Raw genomic sequence first — 18,724 nt, forward strand, 5'->3', positions numbered from 1 at the left:
CGCTACTGCGGTGATCGCGTCTTCGCGTACCTCTCCAAAGTGGGCGGAGACGTGTATTTCGCGGCCAGCGACCCCAGATGGTCGATGACGGCGCGCCGCCAGGTCCCGTCCTCGAACATCGCGCGCAGGGCGTCGTCCACCCGGGTGCGAAGATCGCCGCTGTCCTCGCGCAGGGCTATGCCGTACTTGTCCCGCGTGAAGGTGTGGCCGACGAGCCGGAAGCCTCCCGGCGACGCGGCGGCGAGCCCCGCGAGCACGGCGGCGTCGTCGGTGACCGCGTGCACCCGGCGGGTGGCGAGCATCCGCACGCAGTCCTCCACCGTCGAGGTGATCAGGAACGCCCGCTGCCACGCGACGCCGAACCGGGCGACCAGCGGACCGGGGGAGCCGGTGCACACCCTCTTCTGGGTCAGGTCCCTGAGCCGCCGGATGGAGAGGTCGTCGGCGCCGCTGAGGATGTCCTGCCCCGAGACCAGATACGGCCCGGAGACGGGCACGCCCGCGGGATCCCGGCCGGTCGCCACGAGCGCGCCCATGGTCAGGTCGAGAGGGGATCCCGTGCCGGTCCGCTGCCCCAGATCGACGTAGCGGACCTGGTCGTCGCGGTAGCCGAGGCGCCTCGCGACGTAGCCGGCGATCTCGATCTCGAACCCGGCGTAGCCCCCGGCCGGTACGCGGTCGACGAGCCCTGGCCGCCCGGGCCGTACCCCGACGACCAGCGTGCCGTGGCCGCTCTCGCAGCCGGTGAGTACCGTCCCGGCCGCGAACAGCACCACGGCCAGCAGGGTCCGAAGGGCCGGTGGCGCGCAGCGTGAAGGCGTCGGCGGGGTCGGGGCGGCCGGTGGCGTGGAGCGTGGGGGTGTCGGGACGGCCGGCGGCCGGTCGTGCCCCGCCCACGGTGTCGCGGGCGGGGGTGCGGCGGGCGGAGTCCTGCTCATCGCAGTATTAGAGCCGCCCGGTGCCACCCCCGCCCACCATCAGGTCAAACCTTTACTCGACCCCGCCCGCGCTGACGCCCACGGCGCCCGGCGCCATGACGACGCTCGCGGTGGTGCGGCGGCTGCGCCTGCTCCGATTTTCGAGCCTGTTGGCGAGGTAGCTGAGCAGCAGGTTGATCAGGATGTAGACCACCGAGATGACGATCGCGCTCGGGATGAGGTTGCCGAAGTTCGCGGGGATCTGCTTGAGGCCGAAGTTCAGCAGCTCCTCGTAGGCGATGACCCAGCCGAGCGCCGTGTCCTTGAGGAGCACCACCATCTGGCTCACGATGGCCGGCATCATGGCGGTGACGGCCTGCGGGAGCAGGACGAGCCGCATCACGCCTCCCTTGCGCAGCCCGAGAGAGTAGCCCGCCTCCGACTGCCCTCTCGGCACCGACAGGATGCCCGCGCGGAAGATCTCCGCGAGCACCGAGCCGTTGTACAGGGTCAGGCCGACGACCACGGCGGCGAAGGCCGGCACGTTGAGGGTGTACCCGCTCATGGTCGCCGGGCCCGCCTGGACGAAGAAGATCAGCAGGAGCAGCGGGATCGCGCGGAAGAACTCCACGACCGCCCCGGACGGCACCCGGATCCAGGCGTGGTCGGAGAGCCTGCCCAGTCCGAAGACGACGCCGAAGATCAGCGCCAGCACCGCGGAGAGCGCGGCGGCCTGCAGCGTGGCGAACAGGCCGGGGATGATCTGGCCCGTCCACACGTCGGCACGGAGGAACGGCTCCCAGAGTTTGCCGGCCAGTTGGCCCTTGTCGGCCAGCCCCTTGATCAGCAGGTACGCGATGCCCAGGACCACGACGGCGGACACGAGGGTGAGGATGTTGTTGCGCAGGCGTGCCCGCGGGCCCGGTACGTCGAAAAGGACGTTGGTGGTGCTCACGCGTCCTCCTCCTCTCGCAGGGGCCGTACGGGGGTCCCGATACCGGCCGGGGCGGTGGTCATCGGCTCACCGCCAGGCGCTTGGCCAGCCAGCCGAAGAAGAACCCGGTGGGCAGCGTCAGGACCATGTACCCCGCGGCGAAGCCCAGGAAGATCGGCAGCGTGCCGCCGTAGTCGTCGAACATCTGCTTCATCACCGCCGAGGCCTCGATATAGCCGGCCACGATGACGATGGTCGTGTTCTTGGTGAGGGCGATGAGGATGCTGCCGAGGGGGGCGATCACCGAGCGGAAGGCCTGCGGGAGCACGACCAGGCGCAGGGACTGCATGAAGGTGAGCCCGATGGCACGAGCCGCCTCGGCCTGCCCCATGGGCACGGTGTTCATGCCGGACCGCAGCGCCTCGCAGACGAACGCCGCCGTGTAGGCCGACAGGCCGCCCGTCGCCCACCAGTAGTAGTTGACTCCGGGGTCCCTGGAGAGCGTGAGCTGCAGGGTGTCGCTCAGCCCGAGCGCGCACAGCAGCAGCACCAGGGTGAGCGGGGTGTTGCGCAGGACGTTGACGTAGAGCGTCCCGGCGGCACGGAGGACGGGCGTCGGTGACACCCGCATCGCGACCAGGATCGTGCCGAGGATCAGCGCCAGGAGCGCGCTCATGAGGGTCAGGCGGATCGTCGACCAGAAGCCTGAGAGGATCGTGCTGAATTCCTGAACGAGTGGGCTGAAGTCGAAAAGCGATTCCATCGGGCTCCACCGGAGACGGGGAGCGCCGGTGAGGTGACCTCACCGGCGCGTGGACGTGGGTATCAGCTGCAGCCCTCGGCGGGGGGCGCCCCGGTCGCAGTGAACGTCAGACCGGTCCCGCCGAAGTGCTTGTCGAACAGCTTCTGGATCGTCCCGTCCTGGTACATCTTGGTGACGGCCTTGTTGACCGCCTCGCAGGTCTCCTTGTCGCCCTTCTTCAGGCCGATGCCGTACTTCTCGTCGGTGAACGGCGCGCCGGTCACCTTGAGCGCCGAGCCCTCACGCTTGGCGTAGCCGGCGAGGATCATGTCGTCGGTGGTCACCGCGTCGATGGCGTCACCCTTGAGCTTGGTGATGCACTCGTCGTAGGCACCGGCCGCCACCAGGGTGACGTCGACCTTCTTGTTCTCCTTGTTGGTGCCCTCGGCGATGTTCTTCCAGGAGTTGGAGCCCGTCACCTGGCAGATGCGCTTGCCCTTGAGGCTGTCGAGCGAGGTGATCGAGGAGTCGTCCGCGCGGACCAGCGTGTCCTGGTGGGCGATGTAGAACGGCCCGGCGAAGGTCACCTTGGGCTTGCGCGCCTCGGTGATGGAGTAGGTGGCGACGATCAGGTCGACCTGGCCCTGCTGGAGGAAGGTCTCACGGTTGGCCGAGCGAGCCTCCTTCCAGGTGATGCCGCTCTCGGGAACGCCGAGTTCCTTGGCGATGTACTTGGCGACGTCGACGTCGAAGCCCTCGACCGTGCCGTCGGGCTTCTTCAGGCCCATTCCCGGCTGGTCGTACTTGACGCCGATGGTCAGCTTCTTGTCGTCCTTGGCCTTCTGGATGGCCGACGTGGGGCCGCTGCTGCCACAGGCGGCAAGGCTGCCGGCCAGGGCCGCGGCAGATAGGAGGATGGCCCCGATCTGTCGTGAACGCATATGCGTGTACCTCAGCTTTCTTCGTGACGATCGGTCGATTGTCAGCGCGGCGTGATCAACGCGTCGGGATCGCGGGGGGTTCCACACGTCCGTATCGCGGCGTACAGCTGCTGTCCAGGCTGTACGCTGCGGCTGGATCGGGGAGTTCATGGGCGTGTGAATCAGTGCGTAAGGATCTTGGACAGGAAATCCTTGGCCCTGTCGGTCCGGGGGGTGGTGAAGAACTCGTCGGGGGTGTTCTCCTCGACGATCTGTCCCTCGGACATGAACACGACGCGGTTGGCGGCTCTGCGGGCGAAACCCATCTCGTGGGTCACGACCACCATCGTCATGCCGTCTCGTGCGAGACCGATCATGACGTCGAGCACTTCCTGGACCATTTCGGGGTCCAGCGCCGAGGTCGGCTCGTCGAAGAGGATCATCTTGGGGTCCATCGCCAGGGCGCGGGCGATGGCGGTTCGTTGCTGCTGGCCACCGGAGAGCTGGGCGGGGTACTTGCCCGCCTGGCTGTCGATGCCGACCCGTTCGAGCAGCTCCATTCCCCGCTTCTCCGCCTGCTCGCGGGGGATCCCCCGAACCCTGATCGGCCCCAGCGTGACGTTCTCGAGGATCGTCTTGTGGGCGAACAGGTTGAAGGACTGGAAGACCATCCCGACCTCGGACCGCAGCCGCGCCAGCGCCTTCCCTTCGGCGGGAAGCGGCTGCCCGTCGAAGGTAATGGTGCCGGAGTCGATCGCCTCCAGCCGGTTGATGGCACGGCACAGCGTCGACTTACCGCCCCCGGAAGGGCCGATCACCACGACGACCTCGCCCCGGGAGACCGTCAGGTTGATGTCCTTGAGCACATGCAGGGCACCGAAGTTCTTGTTGACGTTCTCGACCCTGACGAGAGGAGTCGCGTCCCCGTTCTCCGTCATGCTGCACAACGTAGGTGGTCAATGCCACCAGTCACTAACCAGGCGGTACCGATCGCATCACGGCCTGGTCACAGAGCGGGGGTTCACCAGTGGCGGAGACTGCTCGCGACCCCTGCCGGCCGCGTTCGGAACCGGGACGGACCGCGGCGTGCGGTGGGCGTCGTGGAGCGCCTACCCTTGTCTGTTGAGATGACTGTGACCGAGGAGCGCACCCGCACGTACGAAGTCATCACGTACGGGTGCCAGATGAACGTCCACGACTCCGAGCGGCTCTCGGGTCTGCTGGAGGACGCCGGATACGTCCGGCCCGGCGACGGCGAGACGGCCGACGTGGTCGTGTTCAACACCTGCGCCGTCAGGGAGAACGCCGACAACAGGTTGTACGGCAACCTCGGCCACCTGCGCCCGGCCAAGATGAGCAATCCCGGCATGCAGATCGCCGTGGGCGGCTGCCTCGCGCAGAAGGACCAGGGCGAGATCGTCCGCAAGGCCCCCTGGGTCGACGTGGTCTTCGGCACGCACAACATCGGCTCGCTGCCGGTCCTCCTCGAGCGCGCGCGCATCGCGCAGGAGGCCCAGGTCGAGATCAAGGAGTCGCTCGAGGTCTTCCCGAGCACGCTGCCGACCAAGCGCGAGTCGGCGTACGCCGCGTGGGTGTCGGTCTCCGTCGGGTGCAACAACACCTGCACGTTCTGCATCGTCCCCGCGCTGCGCGGCAAGGAGAAGGACCGCCGCCCCGGCGACGTCCTGGCCGAGATCCGTTCCCTGGTCGAGCTCGGCGTCCTTGAGATCACGCTGCTCGGGCAGAACGTCAACACCTACGGCGTCGAGTTCGGCGACCGGCTGGCGTTCGGCAAGCTGCTGCGCGCCTGCGGTGACGTCTCCGGGCTCGAGCGGGTGCGTTTCACCTCGCCGCACCCGGCGGCCTTCACCGACGACGTCATCGCCGCCATGGCCGAGACGCCCAACGTCATGCACCAGCTCCACATGCCCCTGCAGTCCGGATCCGACCGCGTGCTCAGGGCCATGCGCCGCTCCTACCGGGCAGAGCGCTACCTCGGCATCATCGAGCGGGTGCGCGCCGCCATGCCGGACGCCGCGATCTCCACCGACATCATCGTCGGATTCCCCGGCGAGACCGAGGAAGACTTCCAGGGCACGCTCGACGTCGTGCGGCAGTCCCGCTTCGCCAACGCCTTCACCTTCCAGTACTCCATCCGTCCTGGCACCCCGGCCGCCACCATGGACGACCAGATACCGAAGGCGGTCGTCCAGGAGCGTTACGAACGGCTCGTCGCCCTGCAGAACGACATCTCGTGGGCCGAGAACAAGGCACAGGTCGGCCGCACCCTGGAGGTGCTGGTGGCCGAGGGCGAGGGCCGCAAGGACGAGGCGACCCACCGTATGTCCGGCCGCGCCCCCGACAACCGTCTTGTCCACTTCGTGCCGAGCCTGCGGGACGCGACCGACCGGAACGGCGAGCTCCCCCGGCCGGGCGACATGGTGACCGTCGAGGTCACCTACGCCGCTCCGCACCATCTCGTCGCCGACGGCCCCGCCCTCGCGCTGCGCCGCACCCGCGCGGGTGACGCCTGGGAGGCGCGTGAGAGCGCGGCCTGCGGCACGGGATCGGGCGCCGAGTCCGGCCGGCCCGGCACCGTGTCCCTGGGCATGCCGTCCCTCCGGCGCTCCTGACCCACCTCACCGGCGTCTGCCGAGTACCTGGTCGCAGTAGTCCCTGCGGAAGTCGCCGAAGGTCGCACAGGGGTTCGGAGCCGGGCGCGGCCGGTCGGCCGAGGGGGACCGGTCGGCGGACGGCGGTCGCGCGGGCGGTGTGGGGAGTGGCCGGGGTTCGGAGGTCTCCTCCGGCGCCGTCACCGGCGGGCTCCACCGTCCCGAGGGTGTCCCCTGCGCCGGGGGACCCTGCCACACGTCCTGGCGGGGGACGGCGGGGCCGCGCCTGCGCCCGTACGCGCCCCCGGAACCGCGGGCCGTACGTCCTGCCGTCTTGGCGCTTCTCGCCGGGCCCGCGGCGTACGAGCCCGCCGTACCCGGCCACCGGTCCGGATGGACCGGCGCCTCGGCGAAGGCGCCGCCCACGGGAGCGGGAACGAATCGGGTCCACAGCCGCTCGGGCGCTTCCACCTGCCCCAGGGAGGCCGCGAGAGCAGGATGGCGCAAGATTTTCTGTTGTTCGAATAATGCGCTCGGTCGCGGACCGGGCGCGCTCTCCGCGCGCAGGTCGGGCAGGTGATCGGGGGCCGGCGCGGGCAGTGCCCGATCGCGCGGCGGGGGCGGGGATAGGGGTGTCGTTGGAACGGTGCCAAGGGTGATCGCCAGCCCCACGATGCCGAAGACGGCTGTCACACCGCCTGCGGCGGCCACTGTTCGAAATGAGATCGGTCCAAGTGATGACAAGTCGTGATTCTTTCGTGATTGAGGTGCGGCAATTCGGCCAATGGGGCTAGTGTGACGACCGCCCGCGGAAGCCGGAGCGCTTTCCCCCCGATAGGCCGCAGGAGTCACCACATGGATCGGCACGACCGTCTGTCGCCGGGCCGCTACGAGTCCAGCTCTGCACTACCGACCGAATACCTCTCCGCCGAGTCCCCCTCGCCGGCAGGCTCCAAGAAGCGGATCCTCGTGATCAGCGCGGCGGCCGCCGTGCTCGCGGCCGCCGTCACCGCCGGAGGGGTGATAACGCTCACGAACCGCACCGCCGCCACCAGCGATGCCGGGGCCGCGAGCGAGCAGTCGTTCCAGAACGAAGCGGACTCGGAGGAAGCCGACTCCGGGGCGGCCGCGGACGACACCGCGTCAGACCCGAACGACGCCTCCGACAAGGGCGCCGGCTCCTCCGGATCCGACGGTTCGTCTGGATCCGACGGTTCGTCTGGATCCGACGGTTCGTCTGGATCCGACGGTTCGTCTGGATCCACAAGGTCCGACGCATCGGGCGGCTCCGGCCAGTCCGGGAACGAGGGCGGCCGGTCGGACACCCCGGCCGGCGAGAACGCCGAGCCCGTCGCCAAGGTCCAGACCAAGAACAACACCGGCACGCAGGGCCAGGGCCCGTCCTCCGAGGCGGCGGCCGGCTACGTCCAGCCCAACGCCCAGCTGCCGGGCAGGCTCAACGGCCTGGGCGCCGGCTTCATGCGGCTCGGCCCGATCGCCACGCCGAGCGACCCGCCCTCCAGCAAGCCGAAGCCTTCGGCGACGCCGAGCGCGAAGCCTTCGGCCAAGCCGACCAAGAAGCCCGCGCCCAAGCCGTCGAAGAGCCCCACCAAGTCGCCCACCGCGGCTCCGACGGGCAAGACCTCCACGGTCGTCGCCGCGGAGGACGAGGTGGCACGCCTCACCAACGTCGCCAGGCAGCAGCAGGGCTGTGGCCCGCTGCGCATCGACGAGCTCCTTCGCAAGGCGGCTCGTGGCCACTCCGACGACATGGCGGCCAAGGGGTACTTCGACCACACCTCGGCCGACGGGCGCTCCCCCTGGGACCGGATCAAGGCGACCGGGTACAAGTCGTCGATGTTCGCCGAGAACATCGCCCGCGGGCAGGCCACGCCCGACGCGGTGGTCAAGGGCTGGCTGAACAGCCCCGGGCACCGCGCGAACATCATGAACTGCAAGCTCAAGGCCATCGGCGTCGGCGTGCACTTCGGTAGCGGCGGCCCCTGGTGGACCCAGGACTTCGGTTCCGACTGATCGCCCTCGGCTGACGCTCCCGCCACCACGGCGAGCCACCGACCCCGGCCGGGCAGGCGATCGCCTGCCCGGCCGGGGTCGGCGCGGGCTTGGGGGAGTACGTGCCCCGGCCTAGGCGGCGGGCGGCGTGGGCCTGGAGGAGTACGTGCCCCGGACCAAGTGGCGAGGCGGGGTCGGGGGAGTACGTGCCCCCGCCCGGGCGTGGGACGAGTTTCCGGCCTCAGTTGGGTATCCGCCCGAGGTGGGTGCCGGCCATGGTCCGGGTGGCGTGTGGGTGCGGTTAGCCTGATCTTGTGCTCGTCGCCGCGGCCGTGTGCCCGCATCCTCCGTTGATCGTGCCTGAGCTGGCAGGTGCGGCGGCGCCGGAGCTGGACGACCTGCGGGACGCCTGTGTGTCCGCCGTCCGGTCCCTGGCCGGTTCCCGGCCCGACACGCTCATCGTGGTAGGCGGCGCCGGCGTCGCGGGCTCGTACGAGCCGGACGCGGGGGGAAGCCTGGCGCCCTGGGGGGTCGACATCCGGGTCGGTTCGGGAAACGCGGTGCTTCCGCTCTCCCTGACGATCGGCGGCCTGCTCCTGGGCCTCGCCGGTGCGGGTCCCCCTTCCGGGTACGAAGCGGTGCCGTCCGAGGCTTCGCCGGACGCGTGCGCCCGGCTGGGCGCGGTCCTGGCCGAGCGCGGGCGGCGGCTCGCGCTGCTCGTCATGGGTGACGGCCCGGCCACGCTGACCGTGAAGGCGCCCGGCTATCTCCAGACCGGTGCTCCCGCGTACCATCAAGCGCTCGCCCAGGCCCTCGGTGGCGCGGACATCCAGGCCTTGGCGGCCCTCGACCCCGCGGACGCCCAGGAGCTCTGGGTGGGAGGCCGGGCGGCGTTCCAGGTCCTCGCGGGCGCGGGCCGGGCAGGAGACGGTCTCCGGGGTGAGCTGCTCTACGACGACGCGCCATACGGCGTCGGGTACCTGGTGGCCCGCTGGAGCCTCCGAGAAGCCTGAAGCGCGACCGGGGACTTTGCCGTGGGTCGAGCGAGGGTGGGATCACCTCGGGGGATCGGGACGATGTCGTGGTCGGCGGTGGTTACCGTGAAGGGACGGGTGCGGTGTTCGCCGTGCCTCCGACGACCAGCGCGCGGATGGACATGATCAGATGGTAGACGTGGCCTTCGGGAGCGTGCCGACACCGCTCGGCGACGTGCTCGCGGCCGTCACCGGGGAGGGCGTGGTGGCGATCGACTTCAACGACAGCGCCCGCGCCCGGCGCAAGGTGCTCACCCGTCTCGGCGTGCCCGAGGTGGACGATCCCGGCCGCACGGCCCAGGCCCGTGCGGAGCTGGCCGCCTACTTCGCCGGCGAGCTGCGGGAGTTCACCCTCCCCCTCGACTGGCGCCTGATGTCCACGCTGCAACGGCAGGTGCTGGGCGCGCTGTACGAGACGGTGCCGTACGGCAAGGTGACGACGTACGGAGACCTGGCGCAGAGCAGCGGCTCCGGCGTGCCGGCCCGCGCCATCGGATCGATCATGGGGAACAACCCCATCCCGATCATCGTCCCGTGCCATCGCGTCGTCGCGGGGAACGGTCTCGGCGGCTTCAGCGGCGGTGAAGGGGTCGAGTCCAAGCGCTGGCTGCTCACCCTGGAGGGCTACCTTCCCCCGACCCTCGACTGGGAGCTGTAGTGGAGCCCACCGGAGCGGGGCCGCCGGTCGTCGCCGTCGTCGGCCCGACCGCCGCGGGCAAGTCCGACCTGGCCGTCGATCTGGCGCTCCGCCTGGGCGGCGAGGCGATCAACGCCGACTCCATGCAGCTCTACCGCGGCATGGACATCGGCACGGCCAAGCTCTCGCCCGGCGAGCGGCGCGGCGTTCCCCATCACCTTCTGGACGTCTGGGACATGACCGAGACGGCCAGCGTCGCGGAGTACCAGCGCATGGTGCGCCCGCTGATCGACGGCATGCGTGCCACGGGCACCGTGCCGATCTTGGTCGGCGGCTCGGGCCTGTACATCCGCGCGGCCCTGGACGATCTCGAGTTTCCCGGGACCGATCCGGCCATCCGTGCCCGGCTGGAGGCCGAGCTCGATCTCGTCGGCCCCGAGACCCTGCACCAGCGCCTCAAGGAGCTCGACCCTGTGGCCGCCGAGGCCGTTCTGGCGAGCAATGGCCGCCGCATCGTGCGCGCCCTTGAGGTGATCGAGCTGTCGGGCCGGCCGTTCTCCGCCACGATGCCCTCCTACGACGCGCTCTACGACAGCGTGCAGATCGGTGTCCAGGTGCCCCGGCCGCAGCTCGACGAGCGCATCGCGATGCGGGTGGACCGCATGTGGGAGGCCGGGTTCGTCGAGGAGGTGCGGGTCCTCGCCGGGCGGGGGCTCGCGCGCGGCCGTACGGCGAGCAGGGCGCTCGGCTATGCCCAGGTGCTGCGGTTCCTCGCCGGTGAGTGGACCGAGGACCAGGCCCGCGAGGAGACCGTCCGGGCGACGCGCCGGTTCGCCCGGCGGCAGGAGTCGTGGTTCCGGCGTGACCCCCGGGTCAGGTGGCTGCCCTTCGACGCCCCCGACCTGCTCGAACAGGCGCTGGCACTCGTCGCGGCGTAAGCTATGGCGATATGCGCTTCGTAAAGGGCCACGGCACCGAGAACGACTTCGTCATCCTTCCCGACCGTGACGGGAGCCTCGAGCTCCCGGCGTCGCTGGTGACGTCGCTGTGCGACCGCCGCACCGGCATCGGGGCGGACGGGGTGCTCCGCGTGGTGCCCGCCAAGCTCAGCGCCGAGGCCGTCGAGATCGCCGACCGGGCCCGTGAGGCCGGACGGCACGGCGACGCCGAGTGGTTCATGGACTACCGCAACGCCGACGGAGGCGTGGCCGAGATGTGCGGCAACGGCCTGCGGGTCTTCGCGCGCTATCTCGTGGACGCCGGGCTGGCCGATCCCGGCGAGTTCGACGTCGTGACCCGGGCCGGCGTCCGGCGGGTGCGGCTGGCCTCGTCCGGTGACGTCACCGTCGACATGGGCAGGCCGTCGATCCTCGGCGAGAGCCAGGCCACCGTCGGCTCCGCCGAGTACACCGGGCTCGTGGTCGACATGGGCAACCCCCATCTGGCCTGCGTGACCGGCGATCCGGTGACCCGGCTCGACCTGACCGCCCAGCCAGGCTTCGACCCCGCCGTCTTCCCCCAGGGCGTCAACGTCGAGGTGCTCAACGCGGTGGGGGAGCGGCGGGTCGTGATGCGCGTGTTCGAGCGCGGCTCCGGCGAGACGCGTTCCTGCGGCACGGGGGCGGTCGCCGCCGCCGTGGCCGCGGCCCACCAGGCGGGGGAGCAGACGGGCACCTGGACGGTCGAGGTGCTCGGCGGGTTGCTCACGGTGACGCTCGACGGGAACACCAGTCAGCTGACCGGCCCCGCCGTCCTGGTCGCCTCCGGAGAGTTTCCCGCCCTGGCCCTCGCCTGAGCGCTGTTCGGCAGGTGCGGGCCGCAATACCCATCCGTCATCTCCCGCACTGGTGAGCGCCTGCGATCACTCGCTTCCCCACCGCACCGCCCGCATGTTTGGGGCATGCTCTGTGAACTGGCAGACTGACCTGCCATGGACGTGGACATCTGGGCCTGGGTCGCAGACACCCAACGGCAACTGGCCGAATCGGGGAACACCGGGCTGGCCATCGCGCTGGGCGACCTGCCCGCGCAGGCTTTCGAAGGCCGGTATGCCCAGCTTGACGTGATGGCGCCGGCGGTCGCCCAGCAGGCCGAGGCCCTGGAGTTGCCCTGGCTTGAGCTCTTCGCCCGGCACTGGCACCTGGTCAGCCGCATCGGCGACCGCGCTCAGGGGTCGGTCGCGCTCAGCGACGCCGAGGCCCTGCTGGAGTTCGCCCGCCGCGAGGACACCAAAGACTGCCCCTCGACTCCGGCAGCCGTCGAGGCGCTGGCCGTGTGCCAGGCCAACATCGACGGCCCGGGGTACGCCGCGGAGCGCCTCGCCGCGCTGGGCGCGGCCCTGGAGGGCGTAGAGCCCGGCTCGGCAGCGTTCTGCGGCCTGGCCACCCAGTACGTCTCGGCGCTGTCCGACGCGGGCGAGTCGGAGCAGGCCGTCGCCTACTACGAGTCGGCCGTCGCCGGGCGCAGGGGTGCCGAGGGCCAGGTGAGCTGGGAGCTGGCCGCCATGGGCGTGCGCGCGCTGCTCAACGCCGGGCGCACCCAGGAGGCCCTGGTCGAGCTCGACGCCGCCAGGGACTTCCCTGCCGACGACCCGGTGGCCAAGGAGCATCGTGAAGGCGTGCTGCGCGCGCTGGTGCTGGCCACGGCCGAGCGGCCGTCCGAGGCGCTGGAGGCCCTTCCCGACCTCGACGTCATCGGCGACCACCCGCGCGACTGGGTCGAGTGGGCGCGCGCGGTGCGCCGGCTCGACCAGGTGATCAGCAACACCTGGCAGCTCGGACGCGTCCTGCGGCAGTGGATGGCCTACTTCGAGACCATGGGCGTCCACCACGGCAGGGTCGAGCTGGCCCTGATCGCCGGTGAGCTGGCCGTGGCGCGGCAGGGCATCTGGCAGGCCCGGGCGCTGGCCGACCTGGCCGAGTCCTGGTCGGGCGAGCTGCGCACGACCGACGGGCTGCCCGAGCGCGTGGCGGCGTTGCGTGCCGCCGCGGAGGCGGCCACGCCGCCCAAGGCTCCGGGCCCCCAGGATGAGCTCGTCGCCTACTTCGACGCCGCCGACGGCCACAACGCCGACCCCGAGCGGTGGGTCGGCTGGCTCTGGCCGCTGTCCGGCACCGATCTGGAGGCCACGCGCCGCCACACCACGACGCTGGGCTTCCTCGGCTACGCGCCGCTGGGCGCCGACATCCTCTGGAAGACCATCGTCGAGGACGGCGACCCGGCCACCGCCGAGGAGGAGGACGTCGCCTACCTCACCGGCGTGCTGGTGGAGGCGGGGCAGGACCAGCGACTCGAGCGGTTCGCGGCCATGTTGCCCGCGCCGGCCTCGCACCTCTCGCTGGCCCGGCTGCACCGCGCTCGCGACCGGTGGGCCGAGACCACTTCCGAGGCGGAGAAGTCGCTCGCCGCCGGCGCTGAGGGCACCGTCGCGCTGGAGGCCCGCCGCCTGCTCGCGGGAGCGGCCCAGCAGCTCGGCGACAACGCCAAGGGCGCTGCCATCCTGCGCGACCTGGTCGCTTCTGACCAGGGCGAGGAGGAGGACATCTGGCGCATGATCGTCATGGCGACGGCCGCCGAGGACTGGCCGCTGGTCCGCGAGGGCGCCGCCAAGCTGGGCATGCAGCTCGACACGACCGAAGGCCCCATCGACGAGGAATGGCATCTCGTCCGGGTCGTCCTGCCCGTCTCCGACGGCAGCCAGCGCGAGGTCCTCTCCGTGCGCACCGGCCCCGCCACCGCCCGGCTGCTCATCCCCCAGCCGCGCGGGATGGACTACAACGCCGGTGACATCGTCGTGATCGACCCTCGCCCGCTGGAGCCGGTCCCCGAGACCGAGGAGGAGCAGGAGAGCTACGTCATCCCGTTCGCCGGTGTGGCCCTGCTGCGTCCGGGCGGCTACACGAGCTGGTTCTTCGACGGCGCCGCTCCCAGCGAGGCCGACTGGACCGAGTTCAACGAGGTGATGGCCGAGCGTGGCTGGCCCATGTGGGTCTACAGCGACGAGAACTACTCGGTGACCCACCCCACCACCGGCGAGCGGCTCCAGGGCGTGTACGGCTGGATCGCCGTGCCGCCGGGTGTGGAGCCGGTCGAGATCGACGCCCTGCTCGACGACGCCACCGAGCGGTGGAGCCATCCGCTCGCCTGGCTCGACCTGGCGCGCAGCGCCGGCATCGAGGTCGAGCGCCACGAGCGCATCACCAAGGAGTACGGCCTCTAGAATCCCATCCGGTGTAGCGGACCGGAGAGGGAGGTCTGATGCTCGAGCGGTTCGGGCTCGGCGGCAGGGTCGCGATCGTCACCGGGGCGTCCTCGGGACTGGGCGTGGCCTTCGCGCGCGGGCTGGCCGAGGCGGGCGCCGACATCGTGATCGGCGCCCGGCGCGAGAACAGGCTCGAGGAGACGCGGCGTCTGGTCGAGGAGACCGGGCGCCGCTGCGTCGCGGTCGTGACCGACGTGACCCGCCCGGAAGACTGCCAGGCCCTCGTGGCGGCCGCGGTCACGGAGCTGGGAGGCGTCGACATCCTGATCAACAACGCCGGGGCGGGCACGGCCGTGCCCGCCCTCCGGGAGACGCCCGAGGAGTTCCGGCAGGTCGTCGACATCAACCTGCACGGTTCCTACTGGATGGCCCAGGCCTGCGCGCGGGTCATGCGTCCCGGGTCCTCGATCGTCAACATCGGAAGCGTGCTGGGCGAGACCACGGCCGGCCTGCCGCAGGCGGCGTACAGCGCCTCCAAGGCGGCCGTCGTCGGCCTGACCAGGGACCTGGCCCAGCAGTGGACCGGGCGGCGGGGCATCCGGGTCAACTGCCTGGAGCCGGGCCTGTTCGAGTCGGAGATGACCTCCACCTACCTTCCCGGCTATCTCGACCGGCAGTTGGAGCAGCGCGTCCTCATGGGCCGGATCGGCGACCCGATGGAGCTGGTGGCCGCCGCCGTCTTCCTGGCATCGGACGCCGGCTCCTACATCACCGGGGCGGTGCTGCCGGTGGACGGTGGGTTCCTCACCACATGACCCCGATGCTCGGCGCCGGCCCGCCGGGGCGTCCCCCAGCGGTCACGCGCTTTCATCCGACGGTGCGAGAGTCGCACTCACATATTCACCTGGAGGGACAGTGCTGGAGATAGACCGGCTCGCCGCGGTGGTCCGAGACGAGCGCCCGTGGGGTGGCTTCGAGCGGTTCACCCACAACGAGACGTCCACGGTCAAGATCATCCAGGTCGCGGCAGGGCAGCGCCTCAGCCTCCAGCGGCACAAGCTGCGTGACGAGCTCTGGGTCGCGCTCGACCCCGGCGCGGTGTTCGAGATCGACGGTGAGCGCATCGAGCCGTCGGTCGGCGACCGGGTGCTGATCCGCGCGGGACAGACCCACCGGCTCAGCTCCTCCGGCCCCGCGACGCGCATTCTCGAGGTCGCGTTCGGCCACTTCGACGAGGACGACATCGAGCGTCTCGACGACGCCTACGGCCGGGCGTAGCGGACGATCCCGGTCGCCCCGGCAGGCTCATTGCTCCGCCTCCCCCAGGAACTCAGTCGATCTACCTTGGTAGGCGTGTTTCTCCCGGCTCGAGCCGTAATCGCGGCTTTCACGGGTAGTTGCTATACCTAGGTATTACTTTTCCTTTACCTGGGGGTGGCAGTGCGCCTGCATGGATTTCGCGCGATCGTGGCCGGAGTCGTGGCGGCCGTCATGCTGGCGGGGTGCGGCCCCATCGACGCCGAGAGCGCCGGTGGGGGCGGCGACACGGCCTCCGGTGACAAGGGCGGCGCTTCGACCGGTGTCAATCCGCTGGACAACCCCAAGGGGACCGAACGCGGCCTCGCGGTGATCAAGTCGGACAAGGACCGCGCCGCGGCGGTCAAGCTGATCGAGAAGGTGCCCACCAAGGGGCGCGGCGCCAAGACGGGCTACGACCGCGACGAGTTCGGATACGCCTGGGCCGACAACGCCGAGGACATCCCGTTCGCGCACAACGGCTGTGACACCAGGAACGACGTCCTGGCACGCGACGGCGAGGACCTGAAATACCGGTCGGGCTCCAAGTGCGTCCTGGTGGAGATGACGCTCCACGATCCCTACACCGGCAGGACGATCGAGTGGAGGAAGCAGGACGCCGCCGAGGTGCAGATCGACCACGTCATGCCGCTGTCGTACGACTGGCAGATGGGCGCGTCGCGGTGGAGCAAGGCCAAGCGCGTGCAGATCGCCAACGACCCGTTGAACCTCATGCCGGTCGACGGCCGGACCAACTCCTCCAAGGGCGACTCGGGGCCGGCGAGCTGGCTTCCCCCTTCCAAGGGCATCCGCTGCTCCTACGCCGTGCGCTTCGCGCAGGTGGCGCTGAAGTACGACCTCCCGGTCACGAGTCCCGACAAGGACGCCATGCTCGCCCAGTGCGCGTAGCGGTACCGCGGCCGTGGCGGGCACCCTCCCGCCCGCCACGGCACGGCCTGCTAGTCGTCGTGCTTCTGCCGGAACTTCACGATCTTGCCGGTCCTGATGGACACGTAGACGCGGTACTCGGTGTGCCGCTTCTTCAGCTCCACCTTCCAGGTTCGGTGGCCGTGCTCCCACTCGCGCTCGACCTTGGTGACCCGGGCGCCCGGAACCCGCTTCTTGGCGATCTTGATCGCCTGCCGGTAGGTGATGCCCGCGGAGGTCGCGGTGGCCGTGCCCGCGACCGCCGTCCCGGTGGAGACGGTGGAGACGGTGGAGACGGCGGTCGCGGCGGTGGGCTGCGCGGCGGCGGAGGCCGTGACGGCTCCTGCGCCGAGGAGGGCGAGCACCCCGGCGCCGGCGACGGTCAGCTTGGCGGCCTTGCTGATGCGTTGTGTGTTCGTCATGCGCCCACCCTCGCCGGGATCACGCTAAGCCCGCGCTTCGGCGACGTTAAGGAGCTCCTAAGACGACGACGACCATGGCGCCCCCTCCGGGGGAGGTGTCCAGGAGCAGAGAACCGCCCGAGGCCTCGGCCGTCCGCCGGGCGATGTCCAGGCCAAGCCCGGTCGACCCCGCACCGCTCCGCCCTCGTTCCAGGGGGTCTCCCGCCTCACCGCCTCCGGGAAAGCCCGGTCCGGAGTCGGCGACCTCCAGCCGTACGCCGCCGGGCGCGGGCGCCAGCCGTACGGCGAAGGAGGCGCCCTCGGGGGTGTGGGCGAAGACGTTGCCGAGCAGCGCGTCGACGCAGGCGGACAGCTCGGCGGCGCTGACACCCGCGGTGAGCGGCCCCCGGGGGAGGTCCAGCTCCATCGGCCGGCCCTGGTCCTCGGCCAGGACCGACCAGAACCTGACGCGCTCGGCCACGACCGCGGCGGCGTCGCAGCTCGCGTTCTCCTGCGAGCGCCGGCGTACGTCCGTGATGACCGAGCTCACGGCGCGTTCCAGAGCGTCCACGCGGCTGCCGAGGCGCACCGCCTCCTCCGGGTCGGCCAGCGACTCGGCCTCCAGCCGCAGCCCGGTCAGCGGCGTGCGCAGCCGGTGGGAGATGTCGGCCGCGGTCTCGCGCTCCTCGGCGAGCAGGTCGCTGATCCGCCCCGCCAGGTGGTTCAGCGCGAGCCCCACATCCTGCACCTCCACCGGCCCGCCCGGTGTGGCGCGCGCGGTCAGGTCGCCGGCGGCGAGCCGGTGGGACACCCGGGCCAGCCCGGTCATGGGGCGGGTCAGTGCGAGCGCCAGGCGGTCGGCCACCAGGATGCCCACGGCGATCAGCGCGAGCCCGAGCACCAGCATCCCGAGCCAGACCTCGCGCACACCCTGGCGCAGGTCCTCCTCGCCGAGGAAGGCGCGGACCACGGCCGTACCGCCGGGAAGGCCCTGCACGGCGACCAGGACCTCCAGGCCGGAGGCGGTCTGCGCCGTGAGGCTCTGGCCGCGCGCGGCCAGCTCGACGGCCGGTGATCGGGGCGCGGGGGACCCGACGACGGTCCCGCCGGGAAGGAACACCGTGATGTCGTGGCCGCTGGACGCCGACGTGCGCTCGGCGGTCAGCGCGAGGCCGTCCGCGTCGGCCGTGCCCACGGACGCCGCGACGGACTGCGCCTCGGCGGTCGCCTGGGTGACCGCGCTGCTCTCTGCCAGCGCGCGGACGAGGAGGCCGAGCGGGACGAGCAGGGCGATCAGCACCAGCGAGGTCGTGGCCGCCACGAGCAGAGCCAGCCACCGCCTCATGACGGCTCGACCAGCTTGACGCCGACGCCGCGCACGGTCTGCAGGTAACGGGGCTCCTGCGCGGTCTCGCCGAGCTTGCGGCGCAGCCACGACAGGTGGACGTCCACGGTCTTGTCGGCCCCGCCATAGGGGACCTGCCAGACCTCGGTGAGCAGCTCCCGCTTGGTGACCACCTGGCCGGACCGTGAGGCAAGGTAGTGCAGCAGGTCGAACTCGCGTGGCGTGAGGTCGAGCGGGGCACCGTCCAGGACCGCCTCGCGGCTGCGGGGGTCCAGCCGCAGGGTGCCCACCGTCACCGAGGAGTCGGCCCGGTCGTCCCCGGTGCGGCGCAGGACGGCGCGCACGCGTGCGTCGAGCTGGGCGGCGCTGAAGGGCTTGACCACGTAGTCGTCGGCGCCGGCGTCCAGCAGGCGGACCATCTCCGCCTCGCCGTCCCGCGCGGTGGCCACGATCACCGGGATCCGGCTGACGGCCCGGAGCATCCGCAGCATCTCGGTGCCGTCGAGGTCGGGCAGCCCGAGGTCGAGCACCACCAGGTCGGGGCGTTCCGCGATGGCCTGGCGCAGGCCGTCGAGGGCCGTGGGGGCGGAGGAGACGGCGTGACCCCGGTCACGCAGGCCTCTCATGAGGGCGGTACGAATCGTCGCGTCATCCTCGACGAGCAGAACGTTGGCCATGTGCGGATACGCTAACCGGTCCATGGTCGTTGGCAGAAGTCCGTTATGGGGCCATTAACCCGGCCTTA

19 protein-coding genes are annotated in these 18,724 nt (G+C 71.0%); 10 read left to right on the forward strand and 9 right to left on the reverse strand.

Features of this window, described 5'->3' with window-relative positions; all coding sequences use genetic code 11:
* Positions 1-2 precede the first annotated feature (2 nt).
* The 5 genes from ABD810_RS17335 to ABD810_RS17355 form a co-directional block, all read right to left on the reverse strand.
* Positions 3-938 (reverse strand): transporter substrate-binding domain-containing protein, encoded by a 936-nt coding sequence (locus ABD810_RS17335; RefSeq protein WP_344940557.1) that lies wholly within the window; start codon positions 936-938, stop codon positions 3-5.
* A gap of 52 nt (positions 939-990) precedes the next feature.
* On the reverse strand, positions 991-1,872 hold the full coding sequence (locus ABD810_RS17340) for an amino acid ABC transporter permease (RefSeq protein WP_344940560.1): 882 nt from the start codon (positions 1,870-1,872) through the stop codon (positions 991-993).
* Between the two features lie 58 nt (positions 1,873-1,930).
* The gene (locus ABD810_RS17345; protein WP_344940563.1) at positions 1,931-2,614 is read right to left on the reverse strand and encodes an amino acid ABC transporter permease; all 684 of its coding nucleotides are present in this window, start codon (positions 2,612-2,614) and stop codon (positions 1,931-1,933) included.
* Positions 2,615-2,676: 62 nt separating this feature from the next.
* A complete protein-coding gene (locus ABD810_RS17350; protein WP_344940566.1) occupies positions 2,677-3,534 on the reverse strand; it encodes a glutamate ABC transporter substrate-binding protein in 858 nt (285 codons plus the stop codon).
* Between the two features lie 161 nt (positions 3,535-3,695).
* Entirely contained in the window at positions 3,696-4,451 is a 756-nt protein-coding gene (locus ABD810_RS17355) for an amino acid ABC transporter ATP-binding protein (protein WP_344940569.1), read from the reverse strand.
* Positions 4,452-4,640: 189 nt separating this feature from the next.
* Between ABD810_RS17355 and miaB the strand changes: the two genes are divergently transcribed.
* Complete coding sequence (gene miaB / locus ABD810_RS17360) at positions 4,641-6,146, forward strand: tRNA (N6-isopentenyl adenosine(37)-C2)-methylthiotransferase MiaB (RefSeq protein WP_344940573.1); 1,506 nt, start codon at positions 4,641-4,643, stop codon at positions 6,144-6,146.
* A 6-nt stretch (positions 6,147-6,152) separates the two neighbouring features.
* Here the strand turns inward: miaB and ABD810_RS17365 are convergent, their stop codons facing one another.
* Entirely contained in the window at positions 6,153-6,632 is a 480-nt protein-coding gene (locus tag ABD810_RS17365) for a hypothetical protein (RefSeq protein ID WP_344940576.1), read from the reverse strand.
* Positions 6,633-6,980: 348 nt separating this feature from the next.
* On the opposite strand from ABD810_RS17365, the gene ABD810_RS17370 reads away from it, so the two are divergent.
* The 9 genes from ABD810_RS17370 to ABD810_RS17410 all read left to right on the forward strand — a co-directional run bounded on the left by ABD810_RS17370 (position 6,981) and on the right by ABD810_RS17410 (position 16,215).
* Positions 6,981-8,159 carry a CAP domain-containing protein gene (locus tag ABD810_RS17370; protein WP_344940579.1) on the forward strand — a complete coding sequence of 393 codons (1,179 nt, stop codon included), beginning with the start codon at positions 6,981-6,983 and terminating at the stop codon, positions 8,157-8,159.
* A 335-nt stretch (positions 8,160-8,494) separates the two neighbouring features.
* Positions 8,495-9,151 (forward strand): class III extradiol ring-cleavage dioxygenase family protein, encoded by a 657-nt coding sequence (locus ABD810_RS17375; protein WP_344940582.1) that lies wholly within the window; start codon positions 8,495-8,497, stop codon positions 9,149-9,151.
* Positions 9,152-9,302: 151 nt separating this feature from the next.
* Positions 9,303-9,830 carry a methylated-DNA--[protein]-cysteine S-methyltransferase gene (locus tag ABD810_RS17380; protein WP_344940585.1) on the forward strand — a complete coding sequence of 176 codons (528 nt, stop codon included), beginning with the start codon at positions 9,303-9,305 and terminating at the stop codon, positions 9,828-9,830.
* Positions 9,830-10,747, forward strand: a complete 918-nt coding sequence (gene miaA / locus ABD810_RS17385) for a tRNA (adenosine(37)-N6)-dimethylallyltransferase MiaA (protein ID WP_344940588.1) — start codon at positions 9,830-9,832, stop codon at positions 10,745-10,747. Before ABD810_RS17380 ends, miaA begins: the two co-directional genes overlap by 1 nt.
* 11 nt (positions 10,748-10,758) lie before the next feature.
* The gene (gene dapF, locus ABD810_RS17390) at positions 10,759-11,604 is read left to right on the forward strand and encodes a diaminopimelate epimerase (protein ID WP_344940591.1); all 846 of its coding nucleotides are present in this window, start codon (positions 10,759-10,761) and stop codon (positions 11,602-11,604) included.
* A gap of 135 nt (positions 11,605-11,739) precedes the next feature.
* Positions 11,740-14,028 (forward strand): tetratricopeptide repeat protein, encoded by a 2,289-nt coding sequence (locus tag ABD810_RS17395; protein ID WP_344940595.1) that lies wholly within the window; start codon positions 11,740-11,742, stop codon positions 14,026-14,028.
* Positions 14,029-14,066: 38 nt separating this feature from the next.
* Positions 14,067-14,825 (forward strand): SDR family NAD(P)-dependent oxidoreductase, encoded by a 759-nt coding sequence (locus ABD810_RS17400; protein ID WP_344940598.1) that lies wholly within the window; start codon positions 14,067-14,069, stop codon positions 14,823-14,825.
* A 100-nt stretch (positions 14,826-14,925) separates the two neighbouring features.
* Positions 14,926-15,288, forward strand: coding sequence for a phosphomannose isomerase type II C-terminal cupin domain (locus ABD810_RS17405; RefSeq protein WP_344940601.1), 363 nt, complete (start codon positions 14,926-14,928; stop codon positions 15,286-15,288).
* Positions 15,289-15,477: 189 nt separating this feature from the next.
* Complete coding sequence (locus ABD810_RS17410) at positions 15,478-16,215, forward strand: HNH endonuclease family protein (RefSeq protein WP_344940604.1); 738 nt, start codon at positions 15,478-15,480, stop codon at positions 16,213-16,215.
* Between the two features lie 50 nt (positions 16,216-16,265).
* Here the strand turns inward: ABD810_RS17410 and ABD810_RS17415 are convergent, their stop codons facing one another.
* Genes ABD810_RS17415 through ABD810_RS17425 form a run of 3 tightly spaced genes read right to left on the reverse strand, consistent with a single transcriptional unit; the run spans position 16,266 to position 18,656 of the window.
* Entirely contained in the window at positions 16,266-16,655 is a 390-nt protein-coding gene (locus ABD810_RS17415; RefSeq protein ID WP_344940607.1) for a PepSY domain-containing protein, read from the reverse strand.
* A gap of 46 nt (positions 16,656-16,701) precedes the next feature.
* Positions 16,702-17,979, reverse strand: a complete 1,278-nt coding sequence (locus tag ABD810_RS17420; protein WP_344940610.1) for a sensor histidine kinase — start codon at positions 17,977-17,979, stop codon at positions 16,702-16,704.
* Entirely contained in the window at positions 17,976-18,656 is a 681-nt protein-coding gene (locus ABD810_RS17425; protein WP_344940612.1) for a response regulator transcription factor, read from the reverse strand. Before ABD810_RS17425 ends, ABD810_RS17420 begins: the two co-directional genes overlap by 4 nt.
* Positions 18,657-18,724: the final 68 nt, after the last annotated feature.

Source organism: Sphaerisporangium flaviroseum (assembly GCF_039537005.1).
Classification (GTDB): Bacteria; Actinomycetota; Actinomycetes; order Streptosporangiales; family Streptosporangiaceae; genus Sphaerisporangium; species Sphaerisporangium flaviroseum.

Bases quoted from the DNA above. Each gene is read 5' to 3' on its own strand.
- ABD810_RS17335 (WP_344940557.1), bottom strand. From the start codon at position 938: ATGAGCAGGACTCCGCCCGCCGCACCCCCGCCCGCGACACCGTGGGCG.
- ABD810_RS17400 (WP_344940598.1), top strand. From the start codon at position 14,067: ATGCTCGAGCGGTTCGGGCTCGGCGGCAGGGTCGCGATCGTCACCGGG.
- ABD810_RS17355 (WP_344940569.1), bottom strand. From the start codon at position 4,451: ATGACGGAGAACGGGGACGCGACTCCTCTCGTCAGGGTCGAGAACGTC.
- ABD810_RS17370 (WP_344940579.1), top strand. From the start codon at position 6,981: ATGGATCGGCACGACCGTCTGTCGCCGGGCCGCTACGAGTCCAGCTCT.
- ABD810_RS17425 (WP_344940612.1), bottom strand. From the start codon at position 18,656: ATGGCCAACGTTCTGCTCGTCGAGGATGACGCGACGATTCGTACCGCC.
- ABD810_RS17395 (WP_344940595.1), top strand. From the start codon at position 11,740: ATGGACGTGGACATCTGGGCCTGGGTCGCAGACACCCAACGGCAACTG.
- ABD810_RS17380 (WP_344940585.1), top strand. From the start codon at position 9,303: ATGGTAGACGTGGCCTTCGGGAGCGTGCCGACACCGCTCGGCGACGTG.
- ABD810_RS17420 (WP_344940610.1), bottom strand. From the start codon at position 17,979: ATGAGGCGGTGGCTGGCTCTGCTCGTGGCGGCCACGACCTCGCTGGTG.
- ABD810_RS17345 (WP_344940563.1), bottom strand. From the start codon at position 2,614: ATGGAATCGCTTTTCGACTTCAGCCCACTCGTTCAGGAATTCAGCACG.
- ABD810_RS17415 (WP_344940607.1), bottom strand. From the start codon at position 16,655: ATGACGAACACACAACGCATCAGCAAGGCCGCCAAGCTGACCGTCGCC.
- ABD810_RS17350 (WP_344940566.1), bottom strand. From the start codon at position 3,534: ATGCGTTCACGACAGATCGGGGCCATCCTCCTATCTGCCGCGGCCCTG.
- dapF (WP_344940591.1), top strand. From the start codon at position 10,759: ATGCGCTTCGTAAAGGGCCACGGCACCGAGAACGACTTCGTCATCCTT.
- miaB (WP_344940573.1), top strand. From the start codon at position 4,641: ATGACTGTGACCGAGGAGCGCACCCGCACGTACGAAGTCATCACGTAC.